Raw genomic sequence first — 23,547 nt, 5'->3', positions numbered from 1 at the left:
TTCGCTGGCGGCTGTCGCGAAGCCCGCCTCAGGGAACGTTCGATGTCGACATCTGGAAGGGCTTGCCGGGCAGCGCCATCGCGCCGCCGTACTCGGCCGCGGCGCCGTTGATCGCGTTGATCGGGCAGCCGTTGGGCGCCGGGCACGCACCGCCGTCGCCGAAGATCACCGGACCATAGCGGTAGTTGCGCATCGCCTTGCCCGTGTAGTCGAGCGCGCTCATCACGTAGCCCTGGTTCGCGAAGTTGTCCGCGTCCTCGACCGCGATCAGGTCCTTCATCTCGCTGTGCTGGATCGTGCGCACGATGCTGCCGCTGTTACCGTTCGAGGCGAAGCGCACCCAGTTGATCTTGTTGTCGCCGCGGGAGGCAACGATGACCTGCTGGCTGCTCGGCTCGAAGCCGGTGTTGGCCGGCTCGCCCTTGGAGGTCGCAAGCGACGTCGGATTGCGGCCGATGCCGGTCACGGTGCCCACTTCGGCGATGTTGCTCGCCGGCGGGTTGGCCGCCATGTTCGAGCCGTCACCCGGTGCGAAGCCGTCGAGGCTGTAGATGTGCAGCGTGCCGTCCTGCGTTGCGACCCAGGCGCGCGGGGTGGAGCCGAAGATCGTGGTCTTCACCGCGGTCGGACGCGCGCCCAGCGACACCGTCTTGAGCACCGTGGGCTTCTGCGAGGCCTGCACGTCGAAGGTGAACGGCCACTGGCTGGCCGACTGGCCGAAGTTGGTCGTCTGGCTCACGTTCGAGCTGAAGTACATGCCGTTGAAGTAGCTGAACAGCGGCTTCAGGTCGATGAACGCGGCCTTCTGCTCCGACTTGGAGATCACCACCGCCACGCCGCCCTTGGCGTAGCTGTAGTAGTTGGCGCCCCCGCTCGCGAAGCTCTGCCAGTTGTTCGTCAGCGGCGAATTGTCCAATCCGATGAACTGGCCGACCTTCGAGCCGGTCTGGTAGAGCGTCCTGAACTGGTCCATGCCGGTCGTGACGGCGATCTCGGTCGGTGCCGCCATGCCCGGCAGGTCGACATAGCCCAGGATCTTCATGAACGCGATGTCGCCCATGTTCACCAGACCCGGGTAGACGCCCATCCATTCCTGCCAGTTGTTGTACCAGGCGGCGGTCTTCGTCGTGACCCCGGTAGAGTCGTAGGGGCTGCATCCGTCGCACAGGCCGGCCAGCGCGATGACCGCCACCTGGCCCTTGAGCGCTTGCGTGTCCCAGACCGTGACCAGCGCGAATTCGCTGTTGTTGGTCATGGCGATGGCGGTCGGCACCTTGTTGGCCGGCAGCTTCACGCTCGCCTCGTTGCGGGCCGTGTTGCTGCCGACCGTCGCGATGACGCCATTCTGGAACGCGACCAGGCCTTCCGAGCAGAAGGCCGGCCGGCCCGCGCAGCGGCCGACGGCGATCGGGTCGCTGCTCACGAGGCCTTGGGCGCGATAGTCCATCACGTTCACGCTGTCGATGCCGCCGCCGGTGACGGCGGCCCGCGTCCAGTTCAGTTGCGGCAGCTGCGCGAACACGTTGTACATGTAGTTCGAGACCTGGATGTCGGACACGCCCACGCGCTGTGACGTGTCGTCCGCCACGAAAGCCGTGTTGGCAAGGTTCGACGAGAACAAGCCTGCGGAGGAACTGGGCGGCCCGCCGACCGACCACCAGAACGGGTAGTCCGGCGCCGGGGCCGTGAGCTTGGTATCGGTGCGCTTGTACAGCGCCACGCCCGCATTGGCGGTGCCGCATGCCACCGCATCCGGGCCATAGCGATAGGCAATGCCGGCATCCTTGCTCAACTGGGCGGCCATGGCGGTGTACTGTGCCGCCACGATGTTCAGCGCGCTGTCGACGATGTCCGTACTCTGGGCTCCGCAGAAGGTCGTCGTCTGCGGTGTGGTCCCCAGGACCGTGCCGCCGGAAGAGACACCTCCATTGCCGGCCGAGGAGGAAGAGGCGGTCTGCGACGCCGAGGCTGCCGCCGCGGCCAGGGCGGCGCCACTGGCACCGCCGCCACCACCACCCCCCGCCGCAGCCGGCGAGCGCGATGGCGCCCAATGACAGCAAAATGGCGCTCTTATGAACAACTTTCAACAAAAAACACCTCCAAAATAACAAGTGGTCGCTTTTTACGTGGGATGACTCCTACGGGCAAACCATCTTGCAAATACTTTCTTCGTGTTTTTTCGCCCACTTGGGAAGCACTTACAAAGGTAGCGAATAGTGACGTTATGACCGCAAATCATCAAGCCCCCCGTCGTATACATCTTTCTACTTATTTAGGCGCCGACGGCATCGCGATCATTCCGACCGCGCCCGAGCGGCAGCGCAACCGCGACAGCGACTTCCTGTATCGACACGACAGCTACTTCTATTACCTGACCGGCTTCACCGAGCCGAACGCCTGGCTGGTGCTGACCGGCGACGGCCGGTCGACGTTGTTCTGCGCACCGAAGGACCTGGAGCGCGAGATCTGGGACGGCTACCGACTGGGTCCCGAGGCTGCGCCGGGGGTGCTGGGGGTCGACGAGGCCTATTCGGTCCACGAACTGGATGTGCGGCTGCCGCGGCTGCTCGAGAACAAATCGGTGGTCTGGTATCCGTTCGCGACGCACAAGGGGCTGGAAACGCGGGTCGACGGCTGGCTTTCCGCAGTGCGTTCCCGGGTGCGCTTCGGCGCGCTGTGCCCCGAAGAGCAGCGCGACCTGTGCGGCCCGCTCGATGAGATGCGCCTGGTCAAGGACGCGCACGAACAGGACACGATGCGCCGCGCCGCGCAGATCAGCGCCCGCGCCCACATCCGCGCGATGCAGCTGTCGGCTCGCATGCTGCGCGAAGGCAAGGACGTGCGCGAATACCACCTCGACGCCGAGCTGCTGCACGAATTCCGGCTCGGCGGCTCGCAGTACCCGGCCTACGGCTCGATCGTGGCGGCGGGCGCCAACGCCTGCGTGCTGCACTACCGCGCCGACACCACCCCGGTGCGCGACGGCGAGCTGGTGCTCATCGACGCCGGCTGCGAGCTGGACGGCTACGCCAGCGACATCACCCGCACCTTCCCGGCCAACGGGAAGTTCACCGGCCCGCAGCGCGCGCTGTACGACCTCGTCCTCGCCAGCCAGGATGCCGCCGTCGCGGCAACCCGCGCGGGCCAGCGCTTCAACGATCCCCACGAAGCCACGGTGAAGGTGCTCTCGCAAGGCATGCTGGACCTGGGCCTGCTCGACGCCAACAAGGTCGGCAGCGTCGACGACGTGGTCGAGAAGCGCGCCTACTTCCCCTTCTATATGCACCGCACGGGCCACTGGCTGGGAATGGACGTCCACGACTGCGGCAGCTACGTCGAGCCGACCCAGCTGGGCGAGATCAGCGAGCGCCGCGATCCGCTGTCCAACGAGATCATCAAGAACCGGCCGAGCCGCATCCTGAAGCCGGGCATGGTGCTGACGATCGAACCGGGCATCTACGTGCGCCCGGCCGAGGGCGTGCCGGAGCAGTTCCACAACATCGGCATCCGCATCGAGGACGACGCGATCGTGACCGAAACGGGCTGCGAGCTGATCTCGCGCGGCGTGCCGGTCAAGGGCGACGAAATCGAAGCGCTGATGAAGGACTGACCCTCGCCCCCAGCCTCGCCTACTTCGTGTGGCTCTGACACCCCCTCTCCGGGGGCAATCCCGGCGGCCCGGCGAAGCCGGTTCCGCGGGATTCCTGGCCTGCCCCCTTGGTCATGCCGCGAGGTGACCGCGGATGAACGCTTCTTCGAAGATCGAATAGCCCGACCAATCGGCGTGCGCGAAGGCGAGGCGGCCGACGCGGACCCGGTCGGGCGCACCGAGCTGCCGCAGCAGCCCGGGCGCCGGAATCGCCATCGCGTGGCCGTAGCGGGTGATGTCGATGCGCGTCGCCAGCGCCGGCAGGTCGGGGTGCGGCACCGACAGCTCCGCGATCAGGTCGTCGCGCCAGCTCCCCCATGGCCGGTCGAGCAGTCGCCGCCGCCCGTCATCGCCATCGAAGGCGCTCGGCCCCAGCGGCCGATACCAGCTCAGCACGGTGGCGCGCGGCGTCGGGTCCAGCGTCTGGTGCCGCGCATCGACGTAACCGAGCCCGCGCGTGCCGTAGAGCACGTTGTCCCAGCTTGGCGCCGCGCCGGGCCGGTCTGCCAGTGGCTCGCGCACATGGATGTTGGCGACGAACCACGGCGAATACCGGACAAGCGAACCGGCGCGCGTCAGCACTTCGGGCGGGTTCTCGACCACGCGCGCGGCGATGAACACCGGCAGTGCGACGATGCATCGCTCGGCCTGCCAACGTGTCCGCGATCGCGTTGCGACATCGAAGGCATCGACCTCCACACCGCCGCGTGCCTCGGCGATGCGTGTGACCACATGGCCGGTCCTCAGGCGCTCCCCCAGGGGATCGGCCAGCCGGCGCATCAGCCAGGCGTTGCCTTCGGGCCAGGTCAGCACGGCGTCGCGTTCGGGGTTGTCGTCACCGGGCGCATGGAATCCGTGACGGCTCGCGAAATAGTGCAGCCCTGCCCAGGCCGACACATGAGCCATGCCGGCGCCGTAGTCGTCGCGGCAGCAGTAGTCCAGATACCAGCGCAGGTGCGCGTCGGTGAACCCTTCTCGGTCGAGCCACGCCTGAAAGGAGAGCGCGTCCAGCGACAGCAGCAGCGGCGCGGTTTCGGCCCTGAGCGTCGGGATCACGAATCGCGCCTCGCGGCGCAGCGCCTCCACACGCTGCGAGAAGAGGCGGTACTGCGCGAGCGTCGCTTCGCCGACGCCCTGCACCGGCAGCAGGCCGTCCTGCCATTCGCCGCGGAAGTAGAGGCGCTCCTGCGGGGTGTGGCAGAGGTGGCGCTCGTCGTATTCCCACCGTCCGGCGACGCGCCGGCGAAGGCCGAATTCTTCGAGCAGGTCCTGCACCTCGCGCGCGTGATCGCCGGGCACCGGCAGGTAGTGCGCCCCGAGCGGGCAGGCGATGCCGTTCACCGCGCCGCCCCGGCTGTTTCCGCCCGCGCTGTCTTCGAGTTCGAGCAGCACGAAATCGTCGATTCCGGCGAGACGCAATGCGCGCGCGGCCGCGAGCCCTGCGATCCCCCGCCAGCGATCAGCACCTGCGTACGGCGCGCGACATCCGGCGTGCCACCCGCCTGCAAGGTGCCGTCACGCAGTGCATGGCCCCGCGCCACGTCGATACCGGTGAAGCCGCCCGCGATCTCCGGTGCCGGCTTGCAGCCGGCCAGCATCGCCGCGCCCGCAGCCCCGCCCAGGAACACGCGGCGCTTCACCGCTTGCCCCACTCCTGCTCGTAGGTCGTGACCAGCACCTGGTTCGACAGCCGGTTCACGTCGGCCGGCACCCGCGACATGTCCAGCGGGAAGTCGAACAGCAGCGGCAGGCTCTCGGCCGAAAGAAAGCGCAGCCCCTTCGGCAGGGCGCCGGCATCGGGCAGGCGGTAGGGCCGGTGGCTCGCGATGATGTAGCCCCACTCGCCGAAGCTCGGCACATGTGCGTGATAGGGCGCGACCTGCAGGCCGACCGATTCGAGGGTCTGCGCGACGGTCCAGAAGCTCTTGCGTGCGATCAGCGGCGAGGTGGTCTGGATCACCGCGTAGCCGCTCGCCGAGAGCCGCTTGTCGAGCAGCGCGTAGAAGGAGCTCGTGTAGAGCTTGCCGATCGCGAAGTTGGTCGGGTCCGGAAAGTCGACCACGATCACGTCGAACATGTCGCCCGGCTGCTGGAGCCACTGGAACGCGTCGGTGTTGACGATCCGCACCTTGGGCGACTTGAGCGAACCGCCATTGAGCGCGGCGAGCGTCTCGTGCTCGGTGAAGAGCCGCGTCATGTTCGGGTCGAGCTCGACCAGCGTCACGCTTTCCACCGACGGGTACTTGAGGATCTCGCGCACCGCCATGCCGTCGCCGCCCCCGAGCACGGCGACCTTCTTCGGTGCGCCGTGCGCAGCCATCGCCGGATGCACCAGCGCTTCGTGATAGCGGTATTCGTCGCGTTCGGCGAACTGCAGGTTGCCGTTGAGGAACAGCCGATGTCCGGCGCTGCCATGCGTGACCACGATGCGCTGGTAGGGCGAGGTGGCACTGAAGACGATGCGGTCCTGGTAGAACTTGTCCTCGGCCAGCGTCGTGATGCGGTCGGCCAGGACGAAAGCCGCCGCGAGCGCGAGCAGTACCAGCGCGCAGGCCGCCGCATGCGCCCCAGCCCGCCGCAGTTCATGGCGAAAAAGCCAGAGCGCCCACAACGCGACCGCCGCGTTCATGAGGCCGAACAGCAGGCCGGTGCGGATCATCCCGAGTTGCGGCACGAGCAGCAGCGGGAAGGCGATCGACACCGCGAGCGCACCGAGGTAGTCGAAGGTCAGCACCTGCGAAACGAGCTCCTTCAGCGCGACGTTGCGGCGGAGGATTCGCATGACCAGCGGAATCTCAAGGCCGACCAGCGCACCGACCGCCAGCACCATGCCGTAAAGCAGCAGCCGGAACGCACCGGGCACATAGGCGTTGGCAATGAAGAGCACCGCCGGCATTCCGCCGCCGATGAGCGCCACCAGCAACTCGATGCGCAGGAAATGCGCCGGCAATTGCCGATCGAAATAGCGCGAGAGCCACGAGCCCACGCCCATGGCGAAGAGATAGGTGCCGATGACGGTGCTGAACTGCAGCACCGAATCGCCGAGCAGGTACGAACTCAGCGCCGCCGCGCTGAGTTCGTAGACCAGCCCGCAGGCCGCGACCACGAACACGCTGGCGAGCAGCGCGATCTCGACGGGCTGCGGGCCGCGCCTCGAAATGGACTCTGTACCGGTCATCGGCCGACGCCGGGCCGCCCCAAGGCGGCCGGGCCCTCCCCTCGGGGGATGGCGAAGCACACGAAGTGACAAGCCGAGGGGCTCAATGATCGGCCGGCGCCGGGCCGCCCCAAGGCGGCCGGGCCCTCCCTCGGGGGATGGCGAAGCACACGAAGTGGCAAGCCGAGGGGCTCAATGGATCGCTGCGGCGACGATCACGCAGATGCCCAAGCTCATGGCCGCGACGACCACACCGAGCGCCACGTTCTGCTTCTCGACGATCTCCTGCCACAGGTCATAGGGCGTGAGCTTGTCGATGACGAGGAAGCACAGCCAGAAGATCGCCACGCCCAACAGCGCATAGACGAGCGACCCGAGGACGACGTCCGGCTTCAACCATTCAAATCCCATGATGAGGACCTCCGGAAAAAAACATCATTTGTGGCCGCCGCCACTGGAATAGCCACCGTACGAACCGCCCGAGCTGCGCACGCCGCCGCCTCCGCCGCCGGAGCCGCTGCATGTGCTCAGGATGAGCAGCAGGATGATGATGATCACCACCACGAGGATGATCGTGCCGCAGCCGACGCTCGAGCCCGCACTCACCGGCCCCGCGTCGTTGCGCTTGAACAGTTCCTTGCCGCCGCCGAGCTTGAAGGCGGCGGCCACGGCGGCGCTGTCGATCTTGCTGCCCGACGACCAGGTGATCTCGTTGGCATAGCGCTCCATCGACAGCAGCGACGAGCCGCTGGCGAAGTCGCGGTTGAAGGTCTTCTGCCCGCGCAGGACCTGCCAATAGAACTCGCCCGCCACGTAGGACGTCTCGGCGTTGTAGGCGTAGAGCTGGCGGTAGTCCTTGCCGAGATAGGTGGCTTTCGACCCGTCCCTGGACATCGTCGGCGCCCCGGTGGTCGGGCGGACCAGGCTCCAGCCGTCCTCCGAGTCGACCAGGAAGCTGAAGCCGCGCTTGCGGTTGAACAGCAGGTACTCGCTCCAGCCGAAATGCTCGTCGTCGCCGGGCGCCACGCCCATGCGGTGCTGGAACCCGACGACCTGCCAATCCAGGCCCTGCAGCTGCCCGACCGTGCCGAGCGGAATCAGCGGCTGCACCGGCTCATCCTGCAGCGCGTGCCGGAGCTCGCCGCCGATGCCCTGGGTCAGATCGATGATGCTGTTGCACGAGGCGCAGGTGATGCTCTTGCTGTCGGCGAGGTTGACGGTGACCGTCGCGCCGCAGTTCGGGCAGTTGAAGCTGCGCGCCTTTTCTTCCTTCGCCGATTCGCCCTGCAGGCCGGTGAGCTGCAGGTCTTCGAGCTGCACCGCGCGGCCGAGCCACGCGCTGGTCGGATCGGTGTCGTACTCCAGGCTCAGCACCTGCCCGTTGTCGCCGCGCAGCTCGACCACCGCGAAACGTCGGCCCAGTTCGGGCAGCCGGGGCAGTTCGCCTTGCGCAGAGACGAGCGCCGCCTGCTCGTTCGACGTGACGGTATAGGCCTGGCCGTTGAAGGCCGTGGTCGCGCCGACGCGCAGCAGAGCGGCGGACGGCGCCTCGCGCTCCAGGTCGAAGGGCAGCGCGAAGACGAAGGCGCCGTTGTCCTCGCTCAGAACCCCGGTGCGGTCGCCGTCGAGCGCGGCGATCCATTCCGTCCAGCGTCCGCCGTCGTAGCCGTACTGCAGCCGGCCGATGAGCGTGAACGGCCGATCGTCGACGCGGCCTGCGGCAAAGAGCTGCAGCGGGCTGAAGTCGTCGAACAGCTCCGCCATCTTGCCGGTGCGCGCGAGCGTCTCGCCCTGGCGCACCACCGTGCTGCGGCAGTACTGGCACACCGCATGCGTGGATTGCGCGGAGCGGAACTCGACCGGCGCTCCGCAGCCGGGGCAGGGCGCGCGGTAGTAGCGCTGATTGGCGCCGTTCTCAGCCATGGCACTCCGAAGAGGGCCAACCTGCGGGTGGGTTGTCTGGTCTTCCCGCGAGAGGTGTGGGCGTCACACGAGTTTTTTCAGAAGCTCCGCCTTCTTGGCGTCGAACTCTTCCTGCGTGAGGATGCCCTTGGTCTTGAGCTCGGCGAGCTTCTCCAGCGTGGTCATCACGTCGGCCGGATTGACCGCCGCGACCGCCGGCTGCTGGGCGGCAGCAGCCGCGGCGGCGCTGTTCTGGCCCAGGCCCTGCGACAGGTTCTGCGCGAGCACCTGCCCCAGCGCGACACCGGCGCCCAGGCCCATCGCGTCGCCCGCGATGCCGCTGCCGCCGCCCGCGCCTTCGGCGATCTTCGGGATGGCCTGCGCGGTCTGGTACTGCATGAACTTGCCCATGTCGTTGCCGACCATGCCCATGCCGATCTTCTGGTCGAGCACCTTCTGCAGCTCTTCGGGCAGCGAGACGTTCTGGACCGTGATGTTCTCGAGCTTGAGCCCGATCTTCGCGAACTCGGGCACGAGCTGCGCCGCGAGCGCCTGCGCGAATTCGATCTGGTTGGCTGCAAGGTCGAGGAAAGGCACGCCGCTCGACGCGATCGCGTTGCTGATGTTCTGCAGCACGAGTCCGCGCAGTTGCCCATCGAGGTCCGCCACGGCGTACACGTCTCGGGTGCCGGAAATCTCGGTGTGAAAGAGCTTCGGATCGCCGATGCGGAAGCTGTAGTTGCCGAAGGCGCGCACGCGGACCGCGCCGAAGTCCTTGTCGCGCACGGTGATCGGCTGCGGCGTGCCCCACTTCTGGTCGACCTGCTGCCGCGTGCTGAAGAAATAGACGTCGCTCTTGAACGGCGACTCGAAGAGCTTGTCCCAGTTCTTGAGGTAGGTGAGGACCGGCAGCGTCTGCGTGGTGAGCTTGTAGATCCCGGGGCCGAAGACGTCCGCGATCTGGCCTTCGTTGACGAACACCGCGACCTGCGATTCGCGAACCGTGAGCGACGCGCCGTTCTGGATCTCCATGTCCGCCATCGGGAAGCGCCATGCCAGGGTGCCGTCGCCGGTCTCGGTCCACTGGATGATGTCGATGAACTGCTTCTTGATGAAATCCATCAGCGCCATGGAGGTGCTCCTACAAGTACTCGGCCGGTGATATTGCCACACTGGGCAGGTCCTTCCCGCCGTGCATTTCCATGCTTCCCCGCGAAGCCCACGTTCCGCAAGCGAGAGAAGGCGAGGTCTACAATCGGCGCCCTTTCAAGAAGCGTCACAGGAGGCACGGCCCAATGTCCGATCCGACTTCATCGATTCCTTCGCCCGAGGACAAACGTGCCGAGCTGCGTCGCGCCGCCCTCGAGTACCACGAGCATCCGGTCCCTGGAAAGATCTCCATCGCCGCGACCAAGCAGATGATCAACCAGCGCGACCTCGCGCTGGCCTATTCGCCCGGCGTGGCGGCCCCCTGCGAGGAGATCGTCAAGGATCCGGTCAACGCCTTCAAGTACACCGCGCGCGGCAACCTCGTGGCGGTCATCACCAACGGCACCGCGGTGCTGGGCCTCGGCGACATCGGTCCGCTCGCTTCCAAGCCGGTGATGGAGGGCAAGGGGGTTCTCTTCAAGAAGTTCGCCGGCGTCGACGTGTTCGACATCGAGATCGACGAGAAGGACCCGGCGAAGCTGGTCGACGTCATCGCCGCGCTGGAGCCCACCTTCGGCGCGATCAACCTCGAGGACATCAAGGCCCCCGACTGCTTCTACGTCGAGCGCGAGCTGCGCAAGCGCATGAAGATCCCGGTCTTCCACGACGACCAGCACGGCACCGCGATCACCGTGGCCGCCGCGATGCTCAACGGCCTCAAGGTCGTCGGCAAGGACATCTCGCAGGTGAAGCTCGTCACCTCCGGCGCGGGCGCTGCGGCGCTGGCTTGCCTGAACCTGCTGCTCAAGGTCGGCCTCAAGCGCGAGAACGTCTACGTGACCGACCTCGCCGGCGTGGTCTACGAGGGCCGGACCGAGCTGATGGACAACGACAAGCGCCAGTACATGCAGAAGACCGACGCGCGCACCCTGTCCGAGGTGATCGAGGGCGCGGACGTGTTCCTGGGCCTCTCGGCCGGCGGCGTGCTGAAGCCGGCCATGGTGGCCAAGATGGCGGCGAAGCCCGTCATCTTCGCGCTGGCGAATCCGAACCCCGAGATCACGCCGGAAGACGCGCATTCGGTGCGCAACGACGTGGTCATGGCCACCGGTCGCACGGACTACCCGAACCAGGTCAACAACGTCCTGTGCTTCCCGTACATCTTCCGCGGCGCCCTGGACTGCGGCGCGACCACCATCACCGATGAGATGGAAGTCGCCGCGGTGCATGCCATCGCCGATCTCGCGCAAGCCGAGCAGAGCGAGCGCGTCGCCGCCGCGTACGCTGGCGAGAAGCTCAGCTTCGGCCCCGAGTACCTGATTCCGAAGCCCTTCGATCCGCGGCTGATGATGAAGATCGCGCCGGCGGTCGCCAAGGCCGCCGCCGATAGCGGCGTGGCGCTGCGGCCGATCGCCGACCTCGACGCCTACCGCGACAAGCTCCAGACCTTCGTCTATGCCTCCGGCACCACGATGAAGCCCATCTTCGCCGCCGCCAAGCGCGCGCCGAAGAAGCGAGTCGCCTTCTGCGAAGGAGAAGAAGAGCGCGTGCTGCGCGCCGCTCAGATCGTGGTCGACGAAGGCATCGCACGGCCCACGCTGATCGGCCGGCCGGCCATCATCGCGCAGCGCATCGAGAAGTTCGGCCTGCGCCTGAAGCAGGACGTGCACTACGACATCGTCAACGTCGAGTGGGACCAGCGCTACCGCGATTTCTGGCAGACCTACCACCGCATGACCGAGCGCAAGGGCACGACGGTGCAGACCGCCAAGATCGAGATGCGCCGCCGCCTGACGCTCATCGGCTCGATGCTGCTGCACAAGGGCGACGTGGACGGGATGATCTGCGGCACCTGGGGCACGACCGCGATCCATCTCCACTACATCGACCAGGTCATCGGCAAGCGTCCCGGCGGCTGCGCCAGCACGCCGCAGAACGTGCCGATCTATGCCTGCATGAATGGCCTGCTGCTGCCGAATCGGCAGCTGTTCCTGGTGGACACCCACGTCAACTACGACCCGACACCCGAGGAGCTCGCCGAGATCACCACGATGGCGGCGGAAGAGATGATGCGCTTCGGCCTGAAGCCCAAGGCGGCGCTGCTGTCGCACTCGAATTTCGGCAGCAGCAACCACCCCAGCGCGATCAAGATGCGGCAGACGCTCGAACTGCTGCGCACCCAGGCGCCGTGGCTCGAAGTGGATGGCGAAATGCACGGCGACGTCGCTTTGGACGGCAAGCAGCGCGCATCGGTCATGCCCCACAGCGCACTGTCCGGCGACGCCAATCTGCTCGTGTTCCCGAACATCGATTCGGCCAATATTGCCTACAACCTGCTCAAGACGGCGGCTGGCGGCAACATCGCGATCGGCCCGGTTCTGCTCGGAGCGGCCAAGCCTGTGCACATTCTCACGCCCAGCGCGACTGTTCGGCGCATCGTGAACATGACGGCACTGACCGTGGCCGACGCAAACGCCGAAAGATAAGAGAAATTTCGCTAGCAAACGCCAACTTTCTAGCGATCGCCAATCCCATTCGCCTGCTCAAAGATTGAGCAGGCGCTTGCTATTTGGGCGCCCCTGATGCACACTAATGGGCTTGAATTTGAGGGTTTACCCCAATGGGTGGATCCCGATTCGGCCCTCGCTCTTTTTTCTGGTGCCCCATGGCGGTTTTCGCCTCGATTTCGTCCCCTGCGTCAAAGTTTGCGCTCACCAGCTTGCTGCTGGTGGCTCTCGCGAATGGCGTCCAGGCGCGCGAATGGTCCGGCACCCGTACCGGCCAGCCGGCACAGGAAACGATCGCGCTGGCCGAATTGCCGGTGCAAGGCCAGCGTACCTACGAGGCCATTTTCAAGGGTGGCCCTTTCCAGCATGAGAAGGACGGCATTGTGTTCGGCAACCGCGAACGCCTGCTGCCTCAGGAACGTCGAGGCCATTATCGAGAGTACACGGTCGAAACGCCCGGTTCGCGTGATCGTGGTGCCCGGCGGATCGTCTGCGGAGGCGAACGAACGACACCATCGGCCTGCTGGTACACGGCGGATCACTACGCGAGCTTCAGGCGGATCGTTCCCTGAACGATGAAATGAATTTGGAGAGGCGCAGAACTGCGTCCTGAGAAAAGATGACGACAACCATGGAAAGACCAGCGGAGATGACCCAATCCCTTCGTGGCGTGCGACCCAACATCGTGCAGTCGATTCGCGCATTTCGCGTGAGCGACCTGCAGGAGGCAGCACATGCAGCCGGTCAGCACTTTCTGTATGCCAACCTCGGCAACGCCCAGACCAAGCAGGACGTCCTGGACCTGATCGCGCAGCAATTCATGTTCCCCCAGCACTTCGGGAAGAACTTCGACGCGCTCTACGACTGCATGACGGATCCGCTGCACAAGTCGGGCCCGCAGCCGGGCTTCGTCATCGTTCTCGAACAGATTCCCGCCAACGCCAAGTTCGACAAGGAAGCGCGCGAGCAGCTTCTCGATATCTTCCGCGACGCGGCGGACTACTGGGGAGATCGGAAGATTCCCTTCCGGTGCTTCTATTCTTTTCTGTAGCCCGTTCTGCGCAAACCAGCCAAGCAGAACGGGCGAACGAGGCTCAACAACACGGCGCCGCAGGTGCCGAGGTCGAAGCGCAAGAGGCCGACCCGACGGCGGAAAAGATGCCGACGGACAAGTTGGTCGACGTGTCTCCGTTGGCGCTGCGGATGAGCAGCCCCTTCAACGCCGGCTACTGGCTCGCGGCAGCGTAGCTGTTGCTCGCCCCCAGGCTGCGCGCACTTCGTGTCGCTTCGCCAACCCCCTGCCGGGGGCGACACCAGCGGCCCGGCCAAGCCGGTTCCGCGGTGTCCACCAACAAAAAGCCCGTCCTTGACGGGCTTTTCTATTTGGGGAGTTGTTGGGCGATGGCGACGTACTCGGCGACGGGGACTTCCTCGGCACGGCGCTGGGTGTCGAATGCGCCGGCGAAGTTCTTCTGCTCCAGCCACTTGCCGAGGCTGTGGCGCAGAAGCTTACGGCGCTGGCTGAAGGCCACTTGCACGACCTCGCCGAGTCGTCCGGCATCGACCTCGGGCGGCTCGGCAAACGGCACCATCCGCACCACGGCGCTGTCGACGCGCGGCGGCGGATCGAAGCTCTCGGGCGGCACGAAGAGGATGTTGTCCATGGCGTAGCGCCACTGCAGCATCACGCTCAGGCGGCCGTAATCGGAGGTCGCGGGCCGAGCGACCATGCGGTCGATCACTTCCTTCTGCAGCATGAAATGCTGGTCGGCAATCAGGTCCGCGAAGCCCAGCAGATGGAAAAGGATGGGTGTCGAGATGTTGTAGGGCAGGTTGCCGACGACGCGAAGCCGCTTGGCCGGCGGCGCCGCCAATCTCGCCGCAAGCGCGCCGAAATCGACCTTCAACACGTCGGATTCGACGACGTCGAGCTGCCCATGGCTGCGCAGGCGCTCGGCCAGATCGCGGTCGAGCTCGATCACCGTCAGGCGACCGAGTCGCTCCACGAGCGGCTGCGTCAGTGCCGCGAGACCCGGGCCGATCTCGACCATCGCATCGCCGGGCTTCGGCGCGATCTCGCGGACGATCGCATCGATGATGGCCATATCGGCCAGGAAGTGCTGGCCGAATCGCTTGCGGGGAATGTGCTGCTTCACCGTCAGGATTGCGGTGGTTCGCGGTATTCCACATAGGCACGCGCACGAACTTCCTGGGCCCAGGTTTCGGTGTTCTGCTCGATCTTCTTCTCGCGCAGCACCGCGCGAGCCGCCTCGCGCTGCTCGACTTGCGTGAGTTTGGTCTCGCGTCGATCGAGCACCTGGATCAGGTGCACGCCGAAGCGCGACACGACGGGATCGCTGATCTGGCCGGGACTCAGGCGGTTCATCGCCTCCTCGAACTCGGGCACGAACTGGCCGGGACGTGCCCACCCGAGATCGCCGCCGCTCTTGGCGCTGCCGTCGTCCGAGTTGTCGCGTGCTAGGCTGGCAAAGTCGGCGGCGCCGCGCTGGATGCGCTCCTTGAAGTCGTTCAGTTGCGCGACCGATTGGGCCGTGGTCCGCTTGGGATCGTTGCGCAACAGAATGTGGCGCACCTGCGTCTGCGTGACGACAGCATCACCGACACCCGGCTGCGACTTGCCCAGCAGCTTCAGCACATGGAAGCCGGCAGGCGACCGGATCGGTCCCACGATGCCGCCCACCGGCGTCGAGTGCGTCGCCTCCACGAACAGTGGCGGATAGCGTTCTGCGCTGCGCATGCCCATGGCGCCGCCGCCGGAACGGTCCGGAGCGTCGGAGTTCTCCTGGACGAGTTTGCTGAAGTCCTCGCCGGCGCGGGCGCGTTGGGCGAGGCCCTGCGCGCGCTGCTGCAGCTTGGCCACATCCGCATCGCTCGCGTTCTCGGGAACGGCGACAAGCAACTGCGCGATGTTGAGGTTCGGCGCAATCGCCGCATTCCCGCCGGCGCGCTGCTCTCGAATGTACTGGTCGACTTCGACGTCGGTGATCTTGACCTTCGACTCGACCTCGCTGTTGCGCAAGCGCGTGAGGATGAGTTGGTCCTGCAGCTCACGCCGGAACTGGTCCTGCGACATGCCCTCCGCAGCGACCCGGCGTCGCAGTTCGGTCACCGTGATCTGGTTCTGCCGGGCCACGGTCTGCTCGGCCTGGTCGACCGCCAGATCGTCGATCTTGATGCCGGATTCCTTCGCGAGCTGCAGCATGGCGCGCTCGTTGATCAGCCGCTCGAGGACAAGGCGGGTGAGTTCCGCACGCGGCATCCGTTCGGCTTCCGGGTTCTCCCGCAGCAAGCGCGCCACCCGCGACTGGACCTCGGTGTTGGTGACCGGCTCGGAGTTGACCAGCGCCACGATGTACTCGGCCGATCGCTGCACATTCGGCGCCTTCGCGCTGGTGGCTGGCGGCGGCACGATCCGCGGACCGGCACGCATGATGTCGGTGATGCCCAGGCCCTGCGCCCCGGCGGAGGCGGCCATTGTCGCGAGACAGGCCAACGTAAGGATGGAGCGAATGTGTTTCATGGCGAAGCTCTGTCTATCTCAGTCGTAATTGGTGAACCGGCTCGGCGCCAGTCCCGGTTGGCGCAGCGGGGTGTAGCGTTGGATGTTCTGCGTCAAAGTGCGCGCCGGGCTCGATCCCACGCTTGCGAAGCCAACGAGTTCGAGCTGAAACATGATCCGGGTGCTGGCTGTGATCTGCCCGGTGGTGATCCGTTCCACCACCACGCGGCCGATCCAGCAGCAGCCGTCGTATTCGAGGCCGAGCACGCCGTCCGTCAGCTTGCTGTCATGCAGACTGTAATTGAGACGACCCACCGCGTACCAGCGACCGCCGCCTTGACCCCGCCCGGGGCCCAGATCCTTGCCGTAGTCGCCCCACAGATCGTTGATCGGCCACTGCCAGCCGACGTCGATCGACCTGCTGCCGTCAGTGGCGGTCGGGGTGCTGTCGGCCTGGTAACGGTAGGCGGCGCTGATGGTGCGGTACGGACCGGGACTGTAGCGGGCGCTGATCGCGGTGCGCGTGGAATCGTGCAGGTCCGGGTTGTACTGGACCGTGCCGTCCACGCTCCACTTCGGCGTCCAGTTGATCTGCGCGCCAAGCAGAATGTCGCTGAAACGATCGGTAACCGGCGTGCCGTTTGGCAACGTGACCAGCTGGTCAGCGAAGCGCAGGCGCTGCGCGACGCCGAAGCGCGCCGCTTCGGCGCCGGTGTCGGGATCGATCAGGCGCGACGTGACCCCGAGGGTGAGCAGGTTGCTGTCGGAGATCCGGTCGTTGCCCGAAAAGGCGTTCTCGGTATAGACGGTCGCGAAGCTGAAGTCGTTGGCCGCCGAATCGTAGTTCGGCAGATCGTTCTGGTTGCGATACGGCGTGTAGACGTAGAACGCGCGCGGCTCGAGCGTCTGCCGGAACGCGCGCCCGAAATAGCTGGCGTCGCGCTCGAAGACCATGCCGCTGTCGAGGCTGAAGGTCGGCACCACGCGGTTGGCCGACGTCGCGCCGTTGGTGATGAGCGGCGCATCGAACTGGTAGGCGGTGGCGTTCAACATCACCTTCGGGATGACGAAGGTGCCCGGGGTCAGGAAGGGGCGGCTCAACGAGGCCAGGCCGAACACGCGCTCGCCGTCGGGCTGCACCGTGCCGGTGAGTTCCTTCTGCAGGGCCGCGCTGGGGCCGCGGAAACGCGAGTAGTCGGTGTTGAGCGTGAAGTCGAAGCCGTTCCAGTCGTACTTGTTGTAGTCGGCCGTGATCTGCGGCAACCGGTCATACGGCGGCACGATGGGCGAGGGAGCGTACTGCAGCGTCTGGTAGCTCAGCGCACGCGCCATGCCGCTCCAGTCGCCCGAACTCCAACGCAAGATGCCGTCGTTGGCCAGCAGTCGCGCCGTGAGGGACGGCGTGCGCGTGAAATCGCGCCAATAGTCGTCGTCGCTCACGCGATTGATGTTCAACGAGCCGGTCAGGGAATCGAGCCCCAGCGACTTGGCATCGAAACGCTGCTCGTGATGCGTCCAGACGCCCCAGCGGTCGCGATCGCGCAGCTTGTCGTCCGGCATGTAGTCGGCGCGGATCTCGCCGCTGTACGAGGGCTCGAGGTAGCGGAACTCGGTGCCCAGGTTGACCCCGCGCTTGCTCATCAGGGTCGGATAGAGCGTCGCGTCGCGATTGGGCGCGATGTTCCAGTAATACGGCGCCGTGACCTCGACGCCGTTCACGCTGTCCATCCCGATGACCGGCGGCAGCATGCCCGACTTGCGATCGTTGCTCAGCGGGAAGCTGAGCGACGGGAACGGTGGCGTGCTGATGCCCATGAACGTGATCTGCGCGCCGGTCGCGACACCGACGTTCTCCTCGGTGTCGGCCGTGATGGTGCGCGCCTTGAGCAGCCAGGCCGGCATCCACCCCGGATAGTCTTCGGGACGGCAGGTGGTGTAGGTGGCCATGCGGGCGATCGACACGTTGCTGTCGATGAAGTCGATTCGCTCCGCATCGCCACGCCCGCCGTTCGCGAGAAACTCGTAGCGCACCCGGTTGAAGAAGCCCTCGAAGGTCTCGAGCTTGAGCTCGAGCTCGGGGCCTTCGTAGATGTTGCCGGCACGATTCACATGCACATTGCCGGTGGCCCGGGCGCGGTCCTCGGGCTGGTAGTACTCGAGACGGTCGGCGCGGATCAGCGTGTCGCCACGCCGCAGCGTGGCATTGCCTTCGACGATGGTGCCGAGGTCGGGCTGCCCGGACATGCGGTCACCGTCGACGAAACTCGGCATCCGTCCGCGCAGGTTCTCCGGAATCACTTCGGTGAGCTGTGGCGTTCGCTTGAGCACCAGCGGTGCATCCAGGGCCGCCTCCTGTGCCCACGCGCCATGCGCATGCAGCAGGGCGAGCGACAGCACGGCCAGCGGCAAAGGCGGGCGGCACCGGCGCCAGGCGGCTCGGTTCAGGTCAGGCATCGGTACGGAAGGACAAATGTCGTCTGGAGGGGAAGGCGGCGCCGGGGGCCGCGGGTTGAGAGGCTCCGCGCCAGGCGGATTTGTAGAATTGATTATCCATGACAGCCTCTCAGCCAGCGGCCAGCGGCGCCGCGACAATTTCCCAGCCTCCCGCGTGGACGGACGCGGCACGCGCACAGACTTTTCAGGGCTGGATCGAGCGCATCGCACCGCAACACCGGTTGCTTCCTGATACGGTCCGGCTCGCCTCCGCCGACGCCAGCTTCAGGCGCTACTTCCGGGTCGACACGAGCGACGAGGCGCTGACGCGCATCGTGATGGACGCGCCGCCGACGCAAGAAAACAGCGCGCCGTTCGTCCATGTTGCCGGCCTCATGGCCGCTGCCGGCGTCAAGGCGCCCCAGATCCTCGAATGGGACCGGGAAAACGGCTTCCTGCTGCTCGACGATCTCGGCTTCCAGACCATGCTGGACGTGATCGACCCCGTCGATCCCGACGCCGCGCGTCCGCTCTACGAACAGGCGATCGACAGCCTGATCCTCTGGCAGCTCGCTTCGAAGCCGGATGTGCTTCCCCCTTACGACAAGGCACTGCTGGAGCGCGAGCTTTCGCTGTTTCCGCAGTGGTACGTCGGCCAGCACCGCGGCATCACGGTCGAAGGCAAGCTCAAGGAGCGCCTCGAACGCACGTTCGGGCTCATCGTGGAGAACAACCTCGCGGCGCCGCACGTCTACGTGCACCGCGACTTCATGCCTCGGAACCTGATGGTTGGCAGTGCCGCACCGCTCGGCGTGCTGGACTTCCAGGACGCAGTCCACGGCCCGATCACCTATGACATCGCGAGCCTGATGCGCGACGCCTTCCTGAGCTGGGAAGAGGACTTCGTGATCGACATGACCGTGCGCTACTGGCAGAAGGCCCGCAAGGCCGGGCTGCCGGTCGACGAGGACTTCGGCGCCTTCTATCGCGCGGTCGAATGGATGGGCCTGCAGCGCCACCTGAAGGTCGCCGGCATCTTCGCGCGGCTCACGCTGCGCGACGGCAAGCCGAAATACCTGGCCGATGCACCGCGCTTCATCGCCTACATCCGGGCCACGGCGGGCCGTTATCGCGAACTCGCGCCGCTCTTGCGCGCGATCGACGAGATCGAAGGCACGCAGCCGCAGACCGGCTTCGCCTACGGAAGGGTATGACGTTCTCCCCCAGGCTTCGCGCACTTCGTGTCGCTACGCCACCCCCTCTCCGGGGGCGCACCCAGCGGCCCGGCGAAGCCGGTTCCGCGGGTGCCCTGGTCCAGGTCACGCCGGTTTCGGGGGCCGTGAGCGACACGCGCGCGCCAAGGGAAGCTGACGTGGCCCGGATTCACTGCGCCGTCGCGCTCGCCGCCAACAGCTCGCTTTCGCTGCCGCCCGGCGCTGCGCGCCACGTGCAGGTGCTGCGGATGCAGCCCGGCGACACCTTGACGCTGTTCGACGGCAGCGGCGGCGAATACGCCGCAAGCGTCGAGCGCATGGGCCGCAGCGACGTCGAGGTGCGCGTGGGCGAGCACAGCGCGATCGAACGCGAGGCCGAGCGCGCCGTGCACCTCGCAGTCGGCATGCCGGCCAACGAGCGCATGGACTGGCTGGTCGAGAAGGCCACCGAGCTCGGCGTCGCCAGCATCCAGCCGCTGATGACGGCGCATGCCGTGCTCCGGCTCAGCGGCGAGCGCGCCGACAAGAAACGCGCGCACTGGGAGGCCATCGCCATCGCGGCATGCGAGCAGTGCGGGCGCAATCGCGTGCCGACGGTCCATCCCGTGCAGACCTTGGCGAACTGGCTCACTGCATCGGCCGGCGACGCGCGGCGATTCGTCCTGAGTCTCGCAGAAGGATCGCGCCCCTGCGCGAAGTCGCGCCGAACGAAGGCGCCGAGGCCTGGGTGCTGAGCGGGCCCGAAGGCGGCCTCAGCACCGCCGAGGAGTCGGATGCGATCGCTCGCGGCTTCGTGCCGGTCTCGCTCGGGCCGCGTGTCCTGCGCGCCGAGACAGCGGCGCTCGCCGCGCTCGCATCGCTTTCCTGACTGTCTTCAACGCCCCGATCCCCTTGCCCCCATGTCATTCCGTCTGTCTTCCTTCCGATTCGCTCCGGTCATGCTCGCGGCGCTTTGCGCAGCAACCGGCGCACAGGCCCAAAGCAACGCCGTGGCCCCGACGCCCTCTCAGGTGCGCCCGGCGGTCGATCAGGCCTACTCGCAGCTTCTCGCCGCACCCGCCATCAAGGATCTGCTCGAAGCGGTCAAGGCCGACCATGAGCGTTCCGTCGAAGACCTGAAGATGCTCACCGAGATCGAGGCGCCGCCCTTCAAGGAGCAGAAGCGCGCCGAGGCTTTTCTCGCACGCCTGAAGGCCCTCGGCCTCAGCGACGCGAAAATCGATGGCGAAGGCAACGTGATCGGCATTCGCAAGGGCACCGGCGACGGCCCCAGGCTGCTGATTTCGGCACACCTCGACACCGTCTTCCCCGTCGGCACCGACGTGAAGGTCAAGGAGCGCGACGGCAGACTCTACGCACCCGGCATCTCCGACGACACGCGCGGTCTCTCGGTGCTTCTGTCGTGGCTCAAGGTGCTGAACGACCACAAGATCCAGACCGTGGGCGACCTGATCTTCGTGGGCAACGTCGGCGAGGAAGAACTCGGCAACCTGCGCGGCATGAAGGCGATCTTCCGCGACCACCTCGACATCGACGGAATGGTCGGCCTCGAGCCTGCGCCGGACGGCAACGTGCTGGTGCTCGGCACCGCCAGCCACCGCTACGAGGTGAACTTCAAGGGTCCGGGCGGCCACAGCTACGCGGCCTTCGGACAGGTGCCCAGCGCGATCCACGGCATGGGCCGTGCGATCGCGAAGATCGCGGACATCAAGACGCCGAGCTTTCCCAAGACGACGTTCACCGTCGGCCTCGTGAGCGGCGGCACGTCGGTCAACACGATCGCGCCGGACGCGCGCATGGCGGTGGACATCCGTTCCGACGACATGGGCGCGCTGCTCGACACCGAGAAGAAGGTCCTCGCCGCGATCGACGAAGCGGTGACGGAGGAGAACAAGCGCTGGAACGTCACGAGCCTGAACGCCACCAGCAAGCTGATCGGCGACCGGCCCGGCGGCCGCACCGGATCGGACTCCGTGATCGTCGAGGCCGCGGTGCGCGCCAACGCGGCCTTCGGCCACAAGACGCTGCTGTCGGGCGCGAGCACCGACGCCAACGTGCCGATGTCGCTCGGCATCCCCGCGATCATCATCGGCAGCGGCGGCAAGACCGGCGGCTTTCACGCGCTCTCCGAATGGATCGACGTGACAGAGGGCTGGAAGGGCGCGCAGAATGCCCTGGTGACCGTGCTCGGACTGGTCGGTGTACAGGGCGTCAGCGAACCGCTGCTGCCGAAGCGCCCGCCGCGTTCCAGGTAGGCGCATTCTTCCATCTGACATTTGAATCTCTAGAGGAGCCCAACATGGGATTGCTCGACTCGGTTCTCGGACAAGTGCTCGGCGGCGCCCAGGCGCAACCACAGACAGGCGGCATCGGCAGTCTCGGTGGCCCGGGCGGGCTGGGTGATCTGGGCAGCATCGCCGGTGCGCTCGGCGGCCTGCTTGCCAACAACGGCGAGCAGGGCGGACTCGGCGGGCTGGTGTCGAAGTTCGAACAGGCGGGCATGGGCGACGTCATCGCCTCATGGATCGGCCACGGCGAGAACGCGCCGATTTCCGGCGGGCAGCTCCACAACGTGCTCGGCGACGACGTCGTCTCGGGCATCGCGCAGAAGCTCGGCATGAACAGCGCGACCCTGCTGCCACTGCTCGCCACGCTGCTGCCGACACTGATCGACCACCTCACGCCCAAGGGCCAGGTGCCCGCCGAAGGACTGGGCAACCAGGACCAACTGCTCTCGTCGCTCAGCGGGCTGCTGCAGAAGGGTTGACGGGCGCAGCCCCCGTCATTTCGACAGGATCATGGCGCCGCGAGGCGCCATTTTCGTGCGTCCACCACATCACGACTCCATGAACCGCAATCTCTGGCTGCTCACCTTTTGCCAAGGCCTGTTCCTCACGAACAACGTCGCCTTCATCGCCATCAACGGCCTCGTCGGCCTGTCGCTCGCACCGCGCGGATGGATGGCGACGCTGCCGGTCATGGCCTATGTGGTGGGCGGCGCGCTGTCGACAGGGCTCGTGGCGCGGACGCAGCGACGCTTCGGCCGGCGCCGCTCGTTCCAGATCGGGCTCGCCGTCGCACTCGTTTCTGCGCTGCTGTGCGCACAGGCGGCGGTGTGGAAGGAGTTCTGGCTCCTGTGTCTCGCCACGGTTGTGGCCGGTTACTACAACGCGAACGCCAACCTCTACCGCTTTGCCGCGGCCGAACTCGCCGCGCCCGACTGGCGCGAGAAGGCGGTGTCGATGGTGATGGCCGGCGGCCTGATCGGCGCGGTGGTCGGCCCCAACCTCGCGGCAGTCACGCGCAGCTGGTTCGCGGTGCCCTTTGCCGGGGCCTACGTTGCACTGGCCTTCGTGGCGCTGGCTTCGATGGTGATGATGCAGTTCATCGACTTTCCCGCGCCGCCCACGAAGAGCGCCACGGCTGGCGGCCGCCCGCTCGCGCAGATCGCGCGCCAGCCGGCGTTCATCGTGGCCGCGATCGCCGGATCGCTCGGCTTCGGCGTGATGAACCTGCTGATGGCGGCCACGCCGATCGCGATGCAGGTCTGCCGCCTTCCGTTCGAAGACGTCGCTTTCGTTCTCGAATGGCACGTGATCGGCATGTTCGCGCCGGGCTTCTTCACGGGCCACCTGATCCGACGCGTCGGCGTGCTGCCGGTGATGGGCATCGGGCTGCTGCTCAATCTCTCATGCGTTGCGGTGGCGCTGTCCGGCGTGGACCTGCAGCAGTTCGTGATCGCGCTGTTCCTGCTGGGCATAGGATGGAACTTCCTCTTCACCGGCGCGACCACGCTTTCGTTGACCACCTTCACGGCCGAAGAGAGGGATCGCGCACAAAGTGCACTCAACTTCTGCATGTTCGCCACGCTCGCGATGACATCGTTCGCTTCCGGCGTTCTCGTCACGACACAGGGCTGGCGCCTGCTGAATTTCGGATCGCTGGTACCGCTGGCGCTGACCGGGATCGCGCTGCTGTGGCTCGCGCGACGCCGCACGGCCATCGCGACAGCCTGA

The 23,547-nt window shown here is 66.5% G+C and carries 17 protein-coding genes and 2 pseudogenes; 10 read left to right on the top strand and 9 right to left on the bottom strand.

What is annotated here, in order from left to right; genetic code table 11:
• Positions 1 to 28: 28 nt before the first annotated feature.
• Complete coding sequence (locus ACQ858_RS22485; protein ID WP_431274722.1) at positions 29 to 1,804, bottom strand: hypothetical protein; 1,776 nt, start codon at positions 1,802 to 1,804, stop codon at positions 29 to 31.
• Here ACQ858_RS22485 and ACQ858_RS22480 point away from each other — a divergent pair.
• Both ACQ858_RS22480 and ACQ858_RS22475 read left to right on the top strand, forming a co-directional pair.
• Positions 1,773 to 2,054, top strand: coding sequence for a hypothetical protein (locus ACQ858_RS22480; protein ID WP_431274721.1), 282 nt, complete (start codon positions 1,773 to 1,775; stop codon positions 2,052 to 2,054). The genes ACQ858_RS22485 and ACQ858_RS22480 overlap by 32 nt on opposite strands.
• A gap of 170 nt (positions 2,055 to 2,224) precedes the next feature.
• Positions 2,225 to 3,610 (top strand): aminopeptidase P N-terminal domain-containing protein, encoded by a 1,386-nt coding sequence (locus tag ACQ858_RS22475; protein ID WP_431274720.1) that lies wholly within the window; start codon positions 2,225 to 2,227, stop codon positions 3,608 to 3,610.
• Positions 3,611 to 3,721: 111 nt separating this feature from the next.
• Here ACQ858_RS22475 and ACQ858_RS22470 read toward each other — a convergent pair.
• The 5 genes and pseudogenes from ACQ858_RS22470 to ACQ858_RS22450 all read right to left on the bottom strand — a co-directional run bounded on the left by ACQ858_RS22470 (position 3,722) and on the right by ACQ858_RS22450 (position 9,839).
• Positions 3,722 to 5,247: pseudogene (locus ACQ858_RS22470) on the bottom strand (FAD-dependent oxidoreductase).
• Positions 5,248 to 5,285: 38 nt separating this feature from the next.
• Complete coding sequence (locus ACQ858_RS22465) at positions 5,286 to 6,827, bottom strand: polyamine aminopropyltransferase (protein WP_431274719.1); 1,542 nt, start codon at positions 6,825 to 6,827, stop codon at positions 5,286 to 5,288.
• A 171-nt stretch (positions 6,828 to 6,998) separates the two neighbouring features.
• Positions 6,999 to 7,217, bottom strand: coding sequence for a DUF350 domain-containing protein (locus ACQ858_RS22460; RefSeq protein WP_431274718.1), 219 nt, complete (start codon positions 7,215 to 7,217; stop codon positions 6,999 to 7,001).
• A gap of 24 nt (positions 7,218 to 7,241) precedes the next feature.
• Entirely contained in the window at positions 7,242 to 8,729 is a 1,488-nt protein-coding gene (locus ACQ858_RS22455) for a DUF4178 domain-containing protein (RefSeq protein WP_431274717.1), read from the bottom strand.
• Between the two features lie 63 nt (positions 8,730 to 8,792).
• Positions 8,793 to 9,839, bottom strand: a complete 1,047-nt coding sequence (locus ACQ858_RS22450) for an SPFH domain-containing protein (protein ID WP_431274716.1) — start codon at positions 9,837 to 9,839, stop codon at positions 8,793 to 8,795.
• Between the two features lie 164 nt (positions 9,840 to 10,003).
• On the opposite strand from ACQ858_RS22450, the gene ACQ858_RS22445 reads away from it, so the two are divergent.
• From ACQ858_RS22445 to ACQ858_RS22435, 3 genes are all read left to right on the top strand, one after another.
• Positions 10,004 to 12,343 carry an NADP-dependent malic enzyme gene (locus ACQ858_RS22445; RefSeq protein ID WP_431274715.1) on the top strand — a complete coding sequence of 780 codons (2,340 nt, stop codon included), beginning with the start codon at positions 10,004 to 10,006 and terminating at the stop codon, positions 12,341 to 12,343.
• Positions 12,344 to 12,522: 179 nt separating this feature from the next.
• Entirely contained in the window at positions 12,523 to 12,936 is a 414-nt protein-coding gene (locus ACQ858_RS22440; RefSeq protein ID WP_431274714.1) for a ribonuclease domain-containing protein, read from the top strand.
• A gap of 77 nt (positions 12,937 to 13,013) precedes the next feature.
• On the top strand, positions 13,014 to 13,415 hold the full coding sequence (locus ACQ858_RS22435) for a barstar family protein (RefSeq protein ID WP_431274713.1): 402 nt from the start codon (positions 13,014 to 13,016) through the stop codon (positions 13,413 to 13,415).
• A gap of 328 nt (positions 13,416 to 13,743) precedes the next feature.
• Here ACQ858_RS22435 and rsmA read toward each other — a convergent pair whose 3' ends face one another.
• Genes rsmA through ACQ858_RS22420 form a run of 3 tightly spaced genes read right to left on the bottom strand, consistent with a single transcriptional unit; the run spans position 13,744 to position 18,338 of the window.
• Positions 13,744 to 14,469 carry a 16S rRNA (adenine(1518)-N(6)/adenine(1519)-N(6))-dimethyltransferase RsmA gene (gene rsmA / locus ACQ858_RS22430; RefSeq protein ID WP_431276925.1) on the bottom strand — a complete coding sequence of 242 codons (726 nt, stop codon included), beginning with the start codon at positions 14,467 to 14,469 and terminating at the stop codon, positions 13,744 to 13,746.
• Positions 14,470 to 14,522: 53 nt separating this feature from the next.
• Positions 14,523 to 15,905 carry a peptidylprolyl isomerase gene (locus tag ACQ858_RS22425; protein ID WP_431274712.1) on the bottom strand — a complete coding sequence of 461 codons (1,383 nt, stop codon included), beginning with the start codon at positions 15,903 to 15,905 and terminating at the stop codon, positions 14,523 to 14,525.
• Between the two features lie 18 nt (positions 15,906 to 15,923).
• Complete coding sequence (locus ACQ858_RS22420; protein WP_431274711.1) at positions 15,924 to 18,338, bottom strand: LPS-assembly protein LptD; 2,415 nt, start codon at positions 18,336 to 18,338, stop codon at positions 15,924 to 15,926.
• A gap of 98 nt (positions 18,339 to 18,436) precedes the next feature.
• On the opposite strand from ACQ858_RS22420, the gene ACQ858_RS22415 reads away from it, so the two are divergent.
• From ACQ858_RS22415 to ACQ858_RS22395, 5 genes and pseudogenes are all read left to right on the top strand, one after another.
• Positions 18,437 to 19,531 carry an aminoglycoside phosphotransferase family protein gene (locus ACQ858_RS22415; RefSeq protein WP_431274710.1) on the top strand — a complete coding sequence of 365 codons (1,095 nt, stop codon included), beginning with the start codon at positions 18,437 to 18,439 and terminating at the stop codon, positions 19,529 to 19,531.
• Positions 19,532 to 19,689: 158 nt separating this feature from the next.
• Positions 19,690 to 20,399, top strand: a pseudogene (locus tag ACQ858_RS22410) (16S rRNA (uracil(1498)-N(3))-methyltransferase).
• A gap of 31 nt (positions 20,400 to 20,430) precedes the next feature.
• Complete coding sequence (locus ACQ858_RS22405; protein ID WP_431274709.1) at positions 20,431 to 21,786, top strand: M20/M25/M40 family metallo-hydrolase; 1,356 nt, start codon at positions 20,431 to 20,433, stop codon at positions 21,784 to 21,786.
• 44 nt (positions 21,787 to 21,830) lie between these two features.
• Complete coding sequence (locus ACQ858_RS22400) at positions 21,831 to 22,298, top strand: YidB family protein (protein ID WP_431274708.1); 468 nt, start codon at positions 21,831 to 21,833, stop codon at positions 22,296 to 22,298.
• A gap of 79 nt (positions 22,299 to 22,377) precedes the next feature.
• The gene (locus tag ACQ858_RS22395; protein ID WP_431274707.1) at positions 22,378 to 23,547 is read left to right on the top strand and encodes an MFS transporter; all 1,170 of its coding nucleotides are present in this window, start codon (positions 22,378 to 22,380) and stop codon (positions 23,545 to 23,547) included.

This window comes from Variovorax ureilyticus (assembly GCF_050632185.1).
Classification (GTDB): Bacteria; Pseudomonadota; Gammaproteobacteria; order Burkholderiales; family Burkholderiaceae_C; genus Variovorax; species Variovorax ureilyticus_A.
The sequence above is the reverse complement of the archived record's forward strand: the minus strand, read 5'-3'. Positions and strand labels throughout refer to the sequence as shown.

Excerpts from the sequence above, each read along its gene's own strand:
- ACQ858_RS22480 (WP_431274721.1), top strand. The coding sequence starts at position 1,773 with ATGCCGGCATCCTTGCTCAACTGGGCGGCCATGGCGGTGTACTGTGCC.
- ACQ858_RS22485 (WP_431274722.1), bottom strand. The coding sequence starts at position 1,804 with ATGGCCGCCCAGTTGAGCAAGGATGCCGGCATTGCCTATCGCTATGGC.
- ACQ858_RS22475 (WP_431274720.1), top strand. The coding sequence starts at position 2,225 with ATGACCGCAAATCATCAAGCCCCCCGTCGTATACATCTTTCTACTTAT.
- ACQ858_RS22465 (WP_431274719.1), bottom strand. The coding sequence starts at position 6,827 with ATGACCGGTACAGAGTCCATTTCGAGGCGCGGCCCGCAGCCCGTCGAG.
- ACQ858_RS22460 (WP_431274718.1), bottom strand. The coding sequence starts at position 7,217 with ATGGGATTTGAATGGTTGAAGCCGGACGTCGTCCTCGGGTCGCTCGTC.
- ACQ858_RS22455 (WP_431274717.1), bottom strand. The coding sequence starts at position 8,729 with ATGGCTGAGAACGGCGCCAATCAGCGCTACTACCGCGCGCCCTGCCCC.
- ACQ858_RS22450 (WP_431274716.1), bottom strand. The coding sequence starts at position 9,839 with ATGGCGCTGATGGATTTCATCAAGAAGCAGTTCATCGACATCATCCAG.
- ACQ858_RS22445 (WP_431274715.1), top strand. The coding sequence starts at position 10,004 with ATGTCCGATCCGACTTCATCGATTCCTTCGCCCGAGGACAAACGTGCC.
- ACQ858_RS22440 (WP_431274714.1), top strand. The coding sequence starts at position 12,523 with ATGGCGGTTTTCGCCTCGATTTCGTCCCCTGCGTCAAAGTTTGCGCTC.
- ACQ858_RS22435 (WP_431274713.1), top strand. The coding sequence starts at position 13,014 with ATGACCCAATCCCTTCGTGGCGTGCGACCCAACATCGTGCAGTCGATT.
- rsmA (WP_431276925.1), bottom strand. The coding sequence starts at position 14,469 with ATGGCCATCATCGATGCGATCGTCCGCGAGATCGCGCCGAAGCCCGGC.
- ACQ858_RS22425 (WP_431274712.1), bottom strand. The coding sequence starts at position 15,905 with ATGAAACACATTCGCTCCATCCTTACGTTGGCCTGTCTCGCGACAATG.
- ACQ858_RS22420 (WP_431274711.1), bottom strand. The coding sequence starts at position 18,338 with ATGCCTGACCTGAACCGAGCCGCCTGGCGCCGGTGCCGCCCGCCTTTG.
- ACQ858_RS22415 (WP_431274710.1), top strand. The coding sequence starts at position 18,437 with ATGACAGCCTCTCAGCCAGCGGCCAGCGGCGCCGCGACAATTTCCCAG.
- ACQ858_RS22405 (WP_431274709.1), top strand. The coding sequence starts at position 20,431 with ATGTCATTCCGTCTGTCTTCCTTCCGATTCGCTCCGGTCATGCTCGCG.
- ACQ858_RS22400 (WP_431274708.1), top strand. The coding sequence starts at position 21,831 with ATGGGATTGCTCGACTCGGTTCTCGGACAAGTGCTCGGCGGCGCCCAG.
- ACQ858_RS22395 (WP_431274707.1), top strand. The coding sequence starts at position 22,378 with ATGAACCGCAATCTCTGGCTGCTCACCTTTTGCCAAGGCCTGTTCCTC.